Here is a 13,560-nt window from a genome sequence, read left to right on the forward strand (position 1 = left end):
TCTCCGGCGCCACGCCCCACACCCAAACATCCACCCCCAACACCCCCACACACACCCACACCACCACCACCACACCCCACCCCAACCCCACCAACAACCCAACCACCAACCAAACCAAACCCACAACCGCCACCCCAACCCCACGTACACCGTTCACATCCCCCCGCCATTCTTGTATGGGGGGTGGGGGGGGGCGCCTGGCGCCCCCCCCCACGACCGGCTAGGCGCTCACCGCCGCCCGGTCGTATGGGATGCCCCGCTCCATGGCTTCCCACACATAGCCCATTACGTCAATGGAGCCAAGCAGGAAACGGGCACGTCCGGCACTGGCCGTTGGACTCTCCACCTCGAGGACGCTGATCGGCGATCCCGCCAGCCGCCCAAAGAACCCGGCGAACAGCCCGGTGGTGACCAGGCACCCGCCGGCGCTCTCCGGCGCCTCGCCCCAGTCGGATACATCGAGCGCCATGACGGCCTCACTCAGCGTCTGCAGCTCCACCAGACCCCAGCCGATGCCGTGGAAGTAGGCCTCCAGGAGCCATGGGAACCGCTCATCGGCCAGCCGGTCGGGGTGTGACTCCCCCTGCTCGGCCAGCCAGGTGGCAAAGTGATCGTAGAGCGCCTTGCCGGCGGCATACCCGGCATCACGAATGGCGTCGACCGGAAGCACCGTCCCGTCGCCGTACGCGGCCAGGGCGGAGTGGCGCAGGCCGGCGAAAAACTCCACCGGTAGCGAAACGGTGCGGGGCTGGAAGCTGGAGACTGGGCTCATGTTCCCGTGACGCTCGCTGACTCGGTTCGTCACGTCAAGTCGTCCGCGGTGTGACGGTCCGTGCTGGCGGCGGACGTGCGCCGCCGCAGCTCGGCCTCGTCGATGACCTCGACCCCCAGCTCGCGCGCCTTGTCGAGCTTGCTCCCGGCCTCGTCCCCCGCCACCACGAAGGTGGTCTTCCTGGAGACGCTGCTCGTGACGCGCCCCCCGGCGTTTTCCACCAGCGCCGTTGCCTCCCCCCGCGACAGCGAGGGCAGGGTGCCGGTCAGCACGACCGTGGCCCCGGTGAGCGGCCCATCGGCCTGGATGGCGTTGGGTTCGTTCAGGCGCAGGCCGTGCGCGCGGAGCGTGTCCAGCAGCAGCTGCACGGCGGGGTCGGCGAAGTAGGACGCTACGCTCGCCGCAATGATGGTTCCCACCCCGCGCACCTCGCCCAACTGCGCCGCCGACGCTGCCATCATGGCGTCGAGGGTGCCGTACTGCCGTGCCAGCAGCTGTGCCGCCTGCGCCCCGACATGCCGGATCCCCAGTCCGAAGAGCAACCGCGACAGCGGCTGCTGCTTGGCCGCGGCAATGGCGGCCACCAGGTTCTCGGCGCTTTTGCGACCGAACCGCTCGAGCCCCACCAGCTGCTCGACCGTGACCTCGAAAAGGTCGGCGACATTGTGCACGTACCCGGCAGCCAGCAGCTGCTGAATGCGCGCATACGAGAGGCCGTCGATGTCCATCGCGTCCTTGGAGGCGAAGTGCACGAGCCCTTCGAGCTGGCGCCCGGGGCAGGCGACGTTGGTGCAGTAGCTGGCCACATCCTCGCCGTCGCGCACGACGGGGGCACGGCACTTGGGGCACACGGTGGGGATCTGCCAGGGACGCTCGGTCCCGTCGCGTCGTTCGGGTACCGGCCCGAGCACGTACGGAATCACATCGCCCGCCCGCACCACCTGCACCCAGTCGCCCTCGCGGAGATCCTTGGCCGCGATCTGGTCGGCGTTGTGGAGCGACGCGAAGGTCACCGTGGCGCCGCCCACTTCCACCGGCTCGAGCACGGCAAAGGGGGTGAGCACGCCTGTGCGCCCCACATTCACGTCGATGCGCGTCAGGCGAGTGACCGCCATGTCCGGCGCGAACTTGCGCGCCACCGCCCAGCGCGGCGTGCGATCGTTGCGCACGCCGAGTTCGTCCTGCAGCGCCACGTCGTTCACTTTCACCACGCCGCCATCGATCGCGAAGCCCAGCGCCGCGCGCGTTTCGTGTTCCACCGTATCCGCCCAGGTGGCTACGTCGGCGATTGTGCGGCAGCGGGCGCGGTGGGGCGCCACCGGTACACCCCACGCCTCCAGTGTCTCCAGCAGCTCCCACTGGCTGCCGGCGGGGACGCTCCCGTCGGGCAGCACGGCGGCATACCCGAAGAAGCGCAGCGGGCGTTGAGCGGTAATGGCGGGGTCGAGCTGCCGCATGGAGCCGGCCGCTGCGTTGCGTGGGTTCACGTACACCGGCTCGCCGGCAGCAACGCGCGCCTCGTTCATGCGTTCGAAGCCGGCAAACGGCAAATACACCTCGCCGCGGATTTCCATGAGCGGCGGGTGTCCGCTGCCCATGAGCCGCAACGGCACGCCGCGAATGGTGCGCACGTTGAGCGTCACATCCTCCCCCTCGGTGCCATCGCCGCGCGTGGCGGCGGTCACGAGGAGGCCATCGCGGTAGGTCAGCGCCACCGCGGCGCCGTCGATCTTGAGTTCGACGGTGTAGCCGCTCTCGTGCACGGCGGCTCCCACCACCCGTTCGATGGACTGTTCCCACGCCTGCAGCTCGGTCTGATCGAACGCGTTGTCGAGCGACATCATGCGCACGAGATGCCGGTGCGACTGGAATGCCGACTGAATGGGCGCACCGACCCGTTGTGTGGGGGAGTCCTCGGTGCGCAGGGCCGGGTACGCGTTCTCTATGGCCTGCAGCTCACGGAAGAGCTGGTCGTACTCCTGGTCGGACAGGGCGGGACGGTCGAGAACGTAGTACTCGTGCTGCGCGCGGGTGAGCAGCGTTCGCAACGCTTCGGCGCGCACGGTCGTGGCGGATGGGACGGCTGACATGTCAGGAATCTACCGCTGGCGGCGGCGTCACCCGAGGGGCATGATGCCTACGTTCGCTGGTTTGTGGGTCCACACGCGGAGGGAGAGATGGTCCATCGAATCGAGACGCACGACGTCGACCAGGAACCACAGGACGACGTGGACGTGCGTGAGGTGCTGCTCACTGCGCCTGATGCCGGGCGCACCGACGGCCGCGCTTTCGGGCTGGGGCTGCTGCTCGGGGCGGCGCTCGGAGCCGGCATGGCGCTGCTCATGGCACCGGCCAGCGGCGAGGATACGCGGCGCCAACTGCGCCGTGGTGCGCGGCGGCTGTACGTGCGTGGCAGCGAGGCGGTCACCGATCTGCGCGACGATGCCGATCGCATGGCGCGTCGGCTGGCCCGTCGTGGCGCGCGGCGCAGCCGCGACATGGCGCAGGAGCTTCAGGATCGGGTGCGCGGGTAACGGCTGGGGAGTAGGGGGGGAGCCCCCTTCTCCCCGTTACTTGAGCCGACGCAGTTCTTCGGTGGCCTGCTGCCGATACACCCGGTCATTCGGGTCAAAATCGGCACTGGCGACCGCGGCCCGATACGCGGCGCGCGCGTCTTCCGTGCGCTCGAGGTCGCGATAGATGCGCGCGAGGTCGAGCCGGTGCACAAGCCGCTCCGGCTCCACCTGCACCGCCAGTTCGAGATAGCGTACGGCTTCGCTCCAGGACGCGGTCGAGAAGATCTGTCCACCGAGGAAGGCCTTGGCCACCGTACGGGCAATCCCGTTGAGGCGCATGATTTCGGCGTTCCACACGCCCATGACGTGCAGCGCGCCCGGGTGACGCGGTGACAGTTTGAGTGCCGCCAGCGCCTGCTCCCGCACCTCGATGCCCAGCTTCACCCGTTCGCGAGGACCAAGCGCCAGCGCCGTGCGCCCCACGGCTCGCGACAGGTGGAAATGGCCTTCGGCATCACCGGGGTTGAGCGCCACGGCACGGCGCGCATACGCGGTGGCCTTGGCGTACAGCGCGGTGCGCACGGCGTCATTGCGTTCGAACTCCCCCTGGTCCACCGCCACGGCGGCCGCCTGCCACAGCTCCGTGTAGGTGGCGGGCTCACGCGCCGCTGCCGCCGCTGCCGCCGGCAGCTGGGCCGCAACCGAGCGCCACGGAAGCAGCGCCACCGCGCTGCCCGCCACCAGCGCGCCAATGCAGAGTGCGCCCGACAGGGTGCGCGGCCGTCGTGCGGGAGCGGACAGGCTGGTGTAGGTTGGCATGACGTATGGAAGCACGAACTCTGATCGAGCGGAAGCGGAATGGCGGACGCATTGATGCGGCCGAGTGGCGCTCCCTCATGAAACACTACGCGGCGGGCGAAGTGCCCGACTACCAGATGGCCGCCCTGGCCATGGCCATCTACTTCGTCGGGCTCGATCGCACCGAGATCGGGGCCCTGACCGACGCCATGCTCGAGAGTGGCGCCATGCTGCAGCTGGACCACCTCGCGGTCGGACGGGTGGACAAGCATTCCACCGGCGGCGTGGGCGACAAGGTGTCGCTGGTCCTCGCCCCGCTCGTGGCCGCCTGCGGCGTGGCCGTGCCCATGATGTCCGGCCGCGGGCTCGGGCATACCGGTGGTACCCTCGACAAGCTCGAAGCGATCCCCGGGTTTCGCACGGATCTGTCGCTCGAGCGCGCCACGCGGCAGCTGGAGGCCATCGGGTGCGCCCTCATCGGCCAGACCCGGGAGATCGCGCCGGCCGATCGCAAGCTCTATGCGCTGCGGGATGCCACGGCCACCGTGGAGAGCATTCCCCTCATTTCAGCCAGCATCATGTCCAAGAAGCTCGCCGAAGGGCTCACCGGGCTCGTGCTGGATGTGAAGTACGGGTCGGGGGCGTTTCTTCCCGAGCTCGAGCGTGGGCTGACACTGGCGCGCACGATGATCGAGCTCGGCGCAGATCACGGCTGCCCGGTCGTGGCGTTGCTCACGGCCATGGACCGCCCGCTGGGACGCGCCTGCGGCAACGCGCTGGAAGTGGAGGAGTCCATTGCCGCGCTGCGTGGCGACGGACCGGCGGATCTCATGGACGTCACCTATGCCCTCGGCGCCGAGATGCTGGTGCTGGGCGGTGCGGCGTCGAGCCGCAACGAGGCCCGCCGGCGCATGGAGGTGGCGATTTCGAGTGGCCGCGCCGCTCGCAAGTTCCAGGAGATCATCGAAGCGCAGGGGGGGAACCCGGCCGTGGTCGACGACCCCGGGCTGCTGCCGCAGGCCGCCGAATGCGAGCTGTATCTGGCGCAGCGCGACGGCGTCGTGGCCCAGGTGGAGCCCCGCGCGATAGGTCGGGGCATCACGGCGCTGGGGGGAGGACGGACTCGGGTGGACGATCAGGTGGACCCGTCCGTGGGGTTCGTGATTACGGCGCGCCCCGGCGATGTGGTGCGCGCCGGGGAGCCACTGGCCACCATCTTCGCCCGCGATGCCGCTGGGGTTGCCGCCGGCCGCCGGGCACTCGGCGAGTCCATCCGCCTGGCGGACGAGGCGGACCCGCCGCTGCCCCTCATTTCGCACCGGGTTACGCCGGCCGGCGTCGCGGTCTGGGCCTCTGAGGACGAGGAACCGTAGGCCCCCACTCCCCGTTCGCCTCCGGATCGTCTAGCTTTGCCACGTCGGCGGCCCTCCGGCCCCTCCCTGCTCACCGGTGCCTCGCACCCCTGTCCGATCTCGTGATGCCTGCGAAAGTCGCTCCGTCCACGAACAAGCTGCTCAGCCTGGTGGCCGCGGCCGCGGTCCTGCCGCTGCTGGGCCTGTACGGGTTGCTCATGTACATCTCCACGCCCAGCCCCACGGGCGGCATGGAGCCGACGGTCACGACGGTCTGCTACATCGCCTTCACGTTCCTGTTCGGTGCGCTCATCACCGTGGCACTCAACTTCTCCAGCCAGTTGAGCCGTGAGGCCAAGGGGCAGTACACCACGCCGTAACGCCGTCTCGGCGACGCAGTCGCAAGAGGCCGCCGGGATCTCCTGGCGGCCTTTGTCGTCTCGCGTGCGCCCGCCTCGCCTCATGGGCGCCGGCCGCCGGCGTTCACCCGGCCAGTTCGAGCAGCAACGTCGTGAGCCGGACGGGCTCACTGATCATCACGTCGTGCCCGCCGCCGAAGAGGGTGCGCGTGGGATACCCGAGCCGGGCCGCGCGAGCGGCGGCCTCAGCGAACCAGGCATCGGTCGTGCACTGGATGTACGCGCGAGGCAGGTTGGCGGGCACGTCGGGCGCTGTGGGGAGCGGCTGCCCGAACGTCTTGCCGGACTGGCTGCCAAGTCTCGCCTGCACCCAGTCCACGTCCGCGCGCTCCCGGACCCCGAACTCCTCCGCGGTCGACCGGGGCGGCACACGCCAGTCACGCGCGGGCGCCGCGGCTGACGAGGTCGTCGTCGACGGTGGCGCCGGCGACGTTACCGCACCAGCGGGTCGCGTGTAATCGGCAAGCGATCGCCCCGGGTCAGGCATGAACGCGTCGAGATAGATCAGTTGCGCGAGGCGTTGCGGAGCACGCTGGGCAACGCCGGTGATGACCATGCCGCCGTAGCTGTGTCCCACCAGGACGACGTCGCGCAGATCCTCGACCTCGAGCATGGCCACCACATCCTGAATGTGGGTGTCGAGCCCGACGTCCGCCGTAAGCAGGTGCGCGCGCTCACCGAGCCCCGTGAGGGTCGGCGTGTACACCTCGTGTCCCGCGGCCATCAGCCGCGGTCGGATCTTCTTCCAGCACCAGCCGCCGTGCCACGCGCCGTGCACCAGCACGAAGCAGCGCCCTGAGGCACCAAACGCACGCGGCGCCGCGGACGAGGCGGCGAACGGGAGGGCGGCGAGTCCGGCAACGGCCTGACGGCGGGAAACGGGAGACATGCGAAACACGTTCGGGAAGGGAAGGGAATGCCGCTGGGGCAAATTGCACGCCCATGCGATGAGGCGCAGCCCCGACGCTGCCTTGGTGCAGAGACGCTCCCCCGCTTCTATTCGAGTATGGCGGACGCCCACGCATTTCTGGCCAACCTGACCCTCGTGCTGTGCGTGGCGGCGCTGACGACCTTCGTCTTCCAGCGCATCCGCCAGCCGGTCGTGTTCGGTTACCTCGTGGCCGGCATGATTCTCGGGCCGTACCTCGGGGTACCGCTCTTCGCCGACCGCAGCATGGTCACCACGCTCTCCGAGCTGGGCGTGATCCTGCTCATGTTCGGCCTCGGGCTCGAGTTCAGCCTGCGCAAGCTGGCCGAGGTCGCGCCCACCGTGGGACTCATCGCCCTCGTGGACACCAGCGCGATGTTCGGCTTCGGGTATCTCACCGGCCAGCTGCTGGGGTGGACCACGCTCGAAAGCGTGTTCGGCGGCGCCATCGTGGCCATCTCCTCTACCACGATCATCGTGAAGGCGTTCGCCGAGCAGGGCGTGCGCGGGCGTTTCACCGAACTGGTGTACGGCATCCTCATCATCGAGGACCTCATCGCGATCTTTCTCATCGCGATGCTCACCACGGTCGCTTCGGGAGCCACCGTTTCGGCTGGTGCGGTGGGCGAGACCGCGGCCACGCTGCTGCTCTTTCTCGCGCTCTTCGTGGGGCTCGGCCTGGTCGTGGTGCCGCGTATCGTGCGCGCGGTGGTCAAGCTCGACCGTCCGGAGACGACGCTCGTGGTGAGTCTCGGGCTCTGCTTCGGCGGCGCGCTGCTGGCGCTTGATGCCGGCTATTCCGTGGCGCTCGGGGCCTTCATCGCGGGTTCTCTGGTGGCCGAGTCGGGGGAAGGCAAGCGCGTCGAACACCTCGTCGTGGGCGTGCGCGACATGTTCGGCGCGGTGTTCTTCGTGTCGGTCGGCATGATGATCGACCCACGGCTCGTGGCGGAGCACTGGGTGGCCGTCGTCGTGCTCTCCGCGGTGGTGGTGGCCGGGAAGCTGCTCGCGGTGAGCGTGGGCGCGTTCCTGTCCGGCAACGACGTGCGTACCAGCACGCAGGCGGGGATGAGTCTCACGCAGATCGGCGAGTTCGCCTTCATCATCGCTGCCGTCGGCACCACGGCCGGGGTGGTGGGTGACTTCCTCTACCCCGTGGCCGTGGCGGTGTCGGCGGTCACCACGCTCACCACGCCCATCGCCATCCGTGCGTCGGGCGCCTTCGCCGCCTTCGTCGACCGCCGGTTGCCGCGTCCCCTGCAAACCTTCGTGGGCCTCTACGGCACGTGGATCGCCTCGTTGCGCACGACGCCTGACTCGGCGGGTACGGCCCCGCTGGTCCGTCGGAAGATTCGACTGCTGGTGCTCGATACCGCGTTGCTCGCCGTGGTGGTCATCGGTACCGTGTTCGCGCGGCCGCATCTGCTGGCGAAGTTCACGCCGGTGGTGCTCTCCCCCGCGTGGGCCAGTGTCGCTCTGTACATCGTCGCCGCGTTGTTGGCCGCACCGCTGATCTTCGGCGTGGTCCGGGTGTCGGGGGCCCTGTCGTCGCTGCTGGCCTATCGGGCGCTACCGCAGGGCGCGGCCAACCGGCTCGACTACGCCGAGTCGCCGCGACGGGTCCTCATGGCCACGCTGCAGCTCGGGTTGGTGACCATGAGTGGTCTGGTGGTAGTCGTGGTCACGGAGCCGTTCGTGCCGGTGGGACGCGGTGTGGCGGTGCTGGCCCTGTTCGTGGGGTGGCTGACGGTGGTGTTCTGGCGGCGGACGTCGGATCTCTACGGGCACACGCGGGCCGGGGCGCAGGTGTTGCTCTCAGCGCTGTCGAAGAGCATCGCCACCCCGCCGTCGGCGATCGGGGCCCCGTCTTCGTCGCCCGCACCCGCCTCGTCGCCCCGCGACCTGTCTACCGTGCACCGGGTGCTGCCCGGGCTGGGCGACCCCGTGCCGTACGTCATGCGTGCGGGAGATGCCGCCGCGGGCCGGACGCTGGGCGACCTGCAGATGCGCTCGCAGACGGGCGCGGTGGTGCTGGCCATCACCCGCGGCGACGACCACGTGCTGCTGCCGGTGGGGGCGGAGCGGTTGGCGGTGGGTGACGTGCTCGCGCTGGCTGGCACCGCCCAGGCGCTCGCCGACGCGATGCGCCTGCTGCACGGCGAGACCGTGGCCTCGGCCGACGCCGCGGGTGCCGTGGACGCGATCGCCACGTAGGGACTCCTGGCGCGGATCGGCGGTCGGCGCGCCCGGTGGACCGGAAACGCAAGGGGCCCCGGTCGGCTGACCGGGGCCCTTCGTGCGGCGTGCAAACGACTCAGATGTCGAGGTTGCTCACGAACCGCGCGTTCGTTTCGATGAACAGGCGCCGCGGTTCGACTTCGTCGCCCATGAGCGTCTGGAACGTCTGGTCGGCCAGCACGGCGTCTTCCATGGTGACCTGCAGCATGGTGCGCGTTTCCGGGTCCATGGTCGTCTTCCAGAGTTGCTCGGGGTTCATTTCGCCCAACCCCTTGTAGCGCTGAATCATGATGTTGCCGCGCCCTTCCGGGCCGCCGAGACGCTCGGCGTACGCGTCGCGCTCCTTCTCGGAATAGGCGTAGAACTCTTCCTTGCCCTTGGCCACGCGGTAGAGTGGCGGTTGCGCGATGTACATGAACCCGGCGTCGATGAGTTCGGGCATCTGCCGGAAGAAGAACGTGAGCAGCAACGTGCGGATGTGCGCGCCGTCCACGTCGGCGTCGGTCATGATGATGATCTTGTGGTACCGGCACTTCGCAATGTCGAACTCTTCCTTGATGCCGGTGCCGATCGCCGTGATGATGGTGCGGATTTCCTCGTTGGAGAGCACCTTGTCGAAGCGCGCCTTCTCCACGTTGATGATCTTGCCCCGCAGCGGCAGGATCGCCTGGAAATCCCGCTTGCGCCCCTGCTTGGCCGACCCGCCGGCCGAGTCGCCCTCCACCAGGTACATCTCGCAGAGCGCCGGGTCCGACAGCGAGCAGTCGGCCAGCTTGCCGGGAAGCGCGGCCACATCGAGTGCCGACTTCTTGCGCGTGAGATCGCGCGCCTTGCGCGCGGCCTCGCGCGCCCGGGCGGCCGAGATGGCCTTGTCGATGATGGCGTTGGCCGTCTTCGGATGTTCGTCGAGGTACTGCGAGAGCAGCTCGTTGACCACGCTGCGCACGGCGCCCTCGGCCTCCGAGTTGCCCAGCTTGGTCTTGGTCTGCCCTTCGAACTGCGGCTCGCGCACCTTCACCGAGAGCACCGCGGTGATCCCCTCGCGCACGTCGTCGCCGGAGAGACGGATTTCCTTGTCCTTCTTGTTGAGATTGCTCGAGCGCTCGATGTACTTGTTGATGACCGAGGTGAGCGCGCTCTTGAAGCCGGTGAGGTGCGTGCCGCCTTCGTGCGTGTTGATGTTGTTGACGAAGGAAAAGGTGGTGTCGGCGTAGCTGTCGTTGTACTGCAGCGCCACCTCGATGGCGATGCCGTCGCGCATGGTGTCGAGGTACACGACATCCTGGTGCAACGGCTTCTTGTTGCCGTTGAGGAACGTGACCATGTCCCGGAGGCCGCCGTTGGCCCAGAACAGCTCCTCACGCGGCTGCCCGTCACGACTCTCGTCGGGGCGCTCGTCGCGCAGCGTGATCTGGATGCCCTTGTTGAGATACGAGAGCTCCCGGAGCCGGCTGGCCAGCGTGGTCCAGTCGTAGCGCGTGGTTTCCTGGAAGATCGTCGCGTCGGGCTTGAACCAGACCTTGGTGCCCGTTTCCTTCACCGCCACCGTGCGCAGCACCTTGAGCTTCGTGGTGGTCGTGCCGCGCGCGAAGTCCATGTAGTGCTCCTTCCCCTCCCGCTTCACCCACACCTTGAGGTTGTCGGAGAGCGCGTTCACCACCGACACGCCCACGCCGTGGAGACCGCCCGACACGGCATAAGCATCCTTCTCGAACTTGCCGCCGGCGTGCAGCACGGTGAGGGCGATTTCCACGCCGGGCATCTTCTCGACGGGATGCACGTCCACGGGAATGCCGCGGCCGTCGTCCTCGACGGTAATGGAATTGTCTTCGTGGATCGTGACGAAGATGCGCTTGGCATGGCCCGCCATCGCTTCGTCGATCGAGTTGTCCACGACCTCGTACACGAGATGGTGCAGACCGCGCGCCGACGTCGAGCCGATGTACATGCCGGGGCGCTTGCGGACCGCTTCGAGTCCCTTGAGTACGGTGATGGATTCTGCGCCGTATTCCTTCTCGGACTCTGCGCTGCTGTTGGCCATGATGCGGAAAGCTACCGGAGGGTTTGGAGGGCAAGGACTGGCCCGGAAACACAACCTTTCAATATACCCACACCGGGGGGTGGAAGCAACTGTCCGATGGGTTTCTAAGTTGTTGTCAAGTAAAGACTTGCGGACGGGTTTTCTGCCTCCTGCTCCCCGCTTCCCGCTCCCCGCTCCCCAGCGGTGCCGGGAGGGGGCGGGACACAGGGGGCTGGGGGCAGGAACCTGGACATTACCGGCGCAGCATCCAGCGCAACTTCACGATGGGCGGACGCGACGTGTCGGCATTGAGCCGCGTCAGCAGCTGCGGCTCGAGCAGGGTGAGCTCCTGCATCCACGCGTGGGTCTTCACCATCACCACCAGCGTGCCGTCCTGCTGCAGCAGCAGCGGCTCCGTCACGCCGGCAATCTGCGCGCCCACCAGGGCGGGCCACTCGGGAATCACCGCCGCCTGCGCCACGCGATCGGTCAGCCCGGCATGCTTGAGCACCGACGCCACCACGTCGCCCAACTTCGACGGCGAGCGCTTGTGTTCGCTCATGCGTCGCTCCGGAGGGGCGTCATGTGAGCACGCCGTCGTGCATCGTGCGCCGCTCAAGCCGGGTGAAGGCCGCCGGAATGTCCTCGTCCCGCGGCACGGCCAGCAGCACCTGCGTCGCCCCGGCGTCCTCCAGCAGCTCCAGGACACGCCCCGCACGACGCAGGTCGAGCTCGGCGAAGGGATCGTCGAGCAGCAACAGCGGGGCATGGCCCAGCGCCGCGCGCAACGTGGAGAGTTCCAGCAGGCGCAGCGCAATGGCCGCGCTCCGCTGCTGCCCGGCCGATCCGAAGGTGCGCAGGTCGCGCGCCCCCAGTTGCAGCAGCAGCTCGTCGCGGTGCGGACCCGCCAGCGTTACGCCACGCCGCAGTTCGCTGGCGCGCTGTTGCGCAAAGGCGCGCGTGAGCGCGGCCGACTGCGCGTGGCTGCTGGTGCACAGCGCGTCGGTGTTGTCGCCGCCTGCCGCCACGCAGCGCAACAGCGCCGGCTCCCGCTCACCGATGGCCGCGCACAGCTGGGCATAGCGCGCGCCCTGTTCCTGCACGAACCGGTGACGCGCCGCGGCAATGACTCCCCCGTATTCCGCGAGCGCCGGCTCCCAGAGCTGCACCTGCGCCGCGTAGTCGCCACGCCCGCCATCCCGCTGCGCCGTACGCAACGTGGCATTGCGTCGCAGCAGCGCGGCCCGATACTGCTGCAGCGCCTGCAGGTACGCCGGTGAGGACAGGGCGAGCATCACGTCGAGGTAGCGCCGGCGGTCACTCGGGGCGCCGGTCACCAGCGTCACGTCATCGGGCGAGAAGGCCACCGACGGCAACGCTCCCAGCGCATTGGTGAGCCGCGACTGCTCCACGCCGTCGAGGGTGGCGCGCTTGCGCTTGGTGGAACGTTCGTAGCCCACGCTCACGGTGGTCCACGCCGCCGGGGCCGCTAGCGTGGCCCGCACGTGAAACGCGGCTGCGCCGAAGCGCACCACATCGGCATCCCGCGCGCCACGGAAGGAGCGGAGCGACCCCAGAAACGCCGCGGCTTCCAGCAGGTTGGTCTTGCCGTGCCCGTTCTCCCCCACGATCACCACACCGGCGGGGGGCACCGCCACGTCGAGGCGCGCGAAGTTGCGATAGTCGCGCGCGGTCAGGTGCTGGAGCACGGGGTGAGGACCGGCGCGCGGTGGTCGGTCAGCGGCCGGTGAAGGTGGCCGCGCGCTTCTCGAGGAACGCCCGCATCCCTTCCTTCATGTCGGCGGTCGCCGAGAGCAGGCCGAAGAAATCGCTCTCGATGGTGCACCCTTCCTCGAGCGGGACGTCCTGCCCGCGGTTCACCGCCTCGATGCACCCGGCCAGGGCGAGCGGGGCATTGGCCGCCATGGTGGTGAGCAGGGTGCGCGCGGTGTCCAGCAACGCCTCCGGCGCGACCACCTGATCCACGAGTCCGAGGCGCAGCGCCTCGGCGGCGTCGATCATGTCACCGGTGAGCAGCAACCGGAGCGCGGCGCCACGACCCACGAGGCGTGGCAGCCGCTGCGTGCCGCCGTAGCCCGGTACGATCCCGAGCTTCACCTCCGGCTGGCCAAGCTTCGCCTTGTCACTCGCGAGGCGCACGTGGCACGCCATGGCGAGTTCGCAGCCCCCGCCCAGCGCGAACCCGTTGATGGCCGCCACCGTCGGCTTGGGGCTGGTTTCGAAACGGCGGAAGATCGCCTGCCCCACACGCGCGCGGCGCTGCGCCTCGAGCGGCGACTGACTCTCCAGCTCCGAAATGTCGGCGCCGGCAATGAACGACCGGCCCGCTCCGGTGAGCAGCACCGCCGCCACGTCGGCGCGGGCATTCGCCTCGTCGATCGCGCGACCGAGTTCGGCAATGGTGGCGTCGTTGAGCGCGTTCAGCTTGTCCGGCCGGTTCACCGTGATGGTGGCAATGCGGTCGGCAACGTCGAAGGTGAGGAACTCGTACATGGG

Annotated in this window: 12 protein-coding genes; 4 read left to right on the forward strand and 8 right to left on the reverse strand. The window is 68.9% G+C overall.

The genetic code is table 11. The features are described 5' to 3' along the window. Positions 1 to 220 precede the first annotated feature (220 nt). Positions 221 to 772 carry a hypothetical protein gene (locus O9271_RS10715; protein ID WP_298269343.1) on the reverse strand — a complete coding sequence of 184 codons (552 nt, stop codon included), beginning with the start codon at positions 770 to 772 and terminating at the stop codon, positions 221 to 223. 29 nt (positions 773 to 801) lie between these two features. Beyond that, a complete protein-coding gene (ligA, locus tag O9271_RS10720; protein WP_298269347.1) occupies positions 802 to 2,862 on the reverse strand; it encodes an NAD-dependent DNA ligase LigA in 2,061 nt (686 codons plus the stop codon). Between the two features lie 87 nt (positions 2,863 to 2,949). Between ligA and O9271_RS10725 the strand changes: the two genes are divergently transcribed. Continuing rightward, positions 2,950 to 3,306 (forward strand): YtxH domain-containing protein, encoded by a 357-nt coding sequence (locus O9271_RS10725; protein ID WP_298269350.1) that lies wholly within the window; start codon positions 2,950 to 2,952, stop codon positions 3,304 to 3,306. 36 nt (positions 3,307 to 3,342) lie between these two features. Here O9271_RS10725 and O9271_RS10730 read toward each other — a convergent pair whose 3' ends face one another. Further along, positions 3,343 to 4,107 carry a hypothetical protein gene (locus O9271_RS10730; RefSeq protein ID WP_298269353.1) on the reverse strand — a complete coding sequence of 255 codons (765 nt, stop codon included), beginning with the start codon at positions 4,105 to 4,107 and terminating at the stop codon, positions 3,343 to 3,345. Between the two features lie 5 nt (positions 4,108 to 4,112). Between O9271_RS10730 and O9271_RS10735 the strand changes: the two genes are divergently transcribed. Then, positions 4,113 to 5,459 (forward strand): thymidine phosphorylase, encoded by a 1,347-nt coding sequence (locus O9271_RS10735; RefSeq protein WP_298269355.1) that lies wholly within the window; start codon positions 4,113 to 4,115, stop codon positions 5,457 to 5,459. 104 nt (positions 5,460 to 5,563) lie between these two features. Then, a complete protein-coding gene (locus O9271_RS10740) occupies positions 5,564 to 5,818 on the forward strand; it encodes a hypothetical protein (protein ID WP_298269358.1) in 255 nt (84 codons plus the stop codon). 103 nt (positions 5,819 to 5,921) lie between these two features. Here O9271_RS10740 and O9271_RS10745 read toward each other — a convergent pair whose 3' ends face one another. Beyond that, positions 5,922 to 6,746 carry an alpha/beta hydrolase gene (locus O9271_RS10745; RefSeq protein WP_298269361.1) on the reverse strand — a complete coding sequence of 275 codons (825 nt, stop codon included), beginning with the start codon at positions 6,744 to 6,746 and terminating at the stop codon, positions 5,922 to 5,924. 117 nt (positions 6,747 to 6,863) lie between these two features. On the opposite strand from O9271_RS10745, the gene O9271_RS10750 reads away from it, so the two are divergent. Then, entirely contained in the window at positions 6,864 to 8,999 is a 2,136-nt protein-coding gene (locus O9271_RS10750) for a cation:proton antiporter (RefSeq protein WP_298269364.1), read from the forward strand. Between the two features lie 100 nt (positions 9,000 to 9,099). Here O9271_RS10750 and gyrB read toward each other — a convergent pair whose 3' ends face one another. The 4 genes from gyrB to O9271_RS10770 form a co-directional block, all read right to left on the reverse strand. Then, a complete protein-coding gene (gyrB, locus tag O9271_RS10755) occupies positions 9,100 to 11,064 on the reverse strand; it encodes a DNA topoisomerase (ATP-hydrolyzing) subunit B (protein ID WP_298269367.1) in 1,965 nt (654 codons plus the stop codon). 232 nt (positions 11,065 to 11,296) lie between these two features. Beyond that, positions 11,297 to 11,605 carry a DUF721 domain-containing protein gene (locus O9271_RS10760; protein ID WP_298269370.1) on the reverse strand — a complete coding sequence of 103 codons (309 nt, stop codon included), beginning with the start codon at positions 11,603 to 11,605 and terminating at the stop codon, positions 11,297 to 11,299. 19 nt (positions 11,606 to 11,624) lie between these two features. After that, the gene (recF, locus tag O9271_RS10765; RefSeq protein ID WP_298269374.1) at positions 11,625 to 12,752 is read right to left on the reverse strand and encodes a DNA replication and repair protein RecF; all 1,128 of its coding nucleotides are present in this window, start codon (positions 12,750 to 12,752) and stop codon (positions 11,625 to 11,627) included. Positions 12,753 to 12,780: 28 nt separating this feature from the next. Beyond that, entirely contained in the window at positions 12,781 to 13,557 is a 777-nt protein-coding gene (locus O9271_RS10770; protein WP_298269377.1) for an enoyl-CoA hydratase-related protein, read from the reverse strand. Positions 13,558 to 13,560: the final 3 nt, after the last annotated feature.

It is taken from the genome of Gemmatimonas sp. (assembly GCF_027531815.1).
Classification (GTDB): Bacteria; Gemmatimonadota; Gemmatimonadetes; order Gemmatimonadales; family Gemmatimonadaceae; genus Gemmatimonas.

Coding starts and splice junctions, on each gene's coding strand:
- O9271_RS10715 (WP_298269343.1), bottom strand. CDS start 772: ATGAGCCCAGTCTCCAGCTTCCAGCCCCGCACCGTTTCGCTACCGGTG.
- ligA (WP_298269347.1), bottom strand. CDS start 2,862: ATGTCAGCCGTCCCATCCGCCACGACCGTGCGCGCCGAAGCGTTGCGA.
- O9271_RS10725 (WP_298269350.1), top strand. CDS start 2,950: ATGGTCCATCGAATCGAGACGCACGACGTCGACCAGGAACCACAGGAC.
- O9271_RS10730 (WP_298269353.1), bottom strand. CDS start 4,107: ATGCCAACCTACACCAGCCTGTCCGCTCCCGCACGACGGCCGCGCACC.
- O9271_RS10735 (WP_298269355.1), top strand. CDS start 4,113: ATGGAAGCACGAACTCTGATCGAGCGGAAGCGGAATGGCGGACGCATT.
- O9271_RS10740 (WP_298269358.1), top strand. CDS start 5,564: ATGCCTGCGAAAGTCGCTCCGTCCACGAACAAGCTGCTCAGCCTGGTG.
- O9271_RS10745 (WP_298269361.1), bottom strand. CDS start 6,746: ATGTCTCCCGTTTCCCGCCGTCAGGCCGTTGCCGGACTCGCCGCCCTC.
- O9271_RS10750 (WP_298269364.1), top strand. CDS start 6,864: ATGGCGGACGCCCACGCATTTCTGGCCAACCTGACCCTCGTGCTGTGC.
- gyrB (WP_298269367.1), bottom strand. CDS start 11,064: ATGGCCAACAGCAGCGCAGAGTCCGAGAAGGAATACGGCGCAGAATCC.
- O9271_RS10760 (WP_298269370.1), bottom strand. CDS start 11,605: ATGAGCGAACACAAGCGCTCGCCGTCGAAGTTGGGCGACGTGGTGGCG.
- O9271_RS10770 (WP_298269377.1), bottom strand. CDS start 13,557: ATGTACGAGTTCCTCACCTTCGACGTTGCCGACCGCATTGCCACCATC.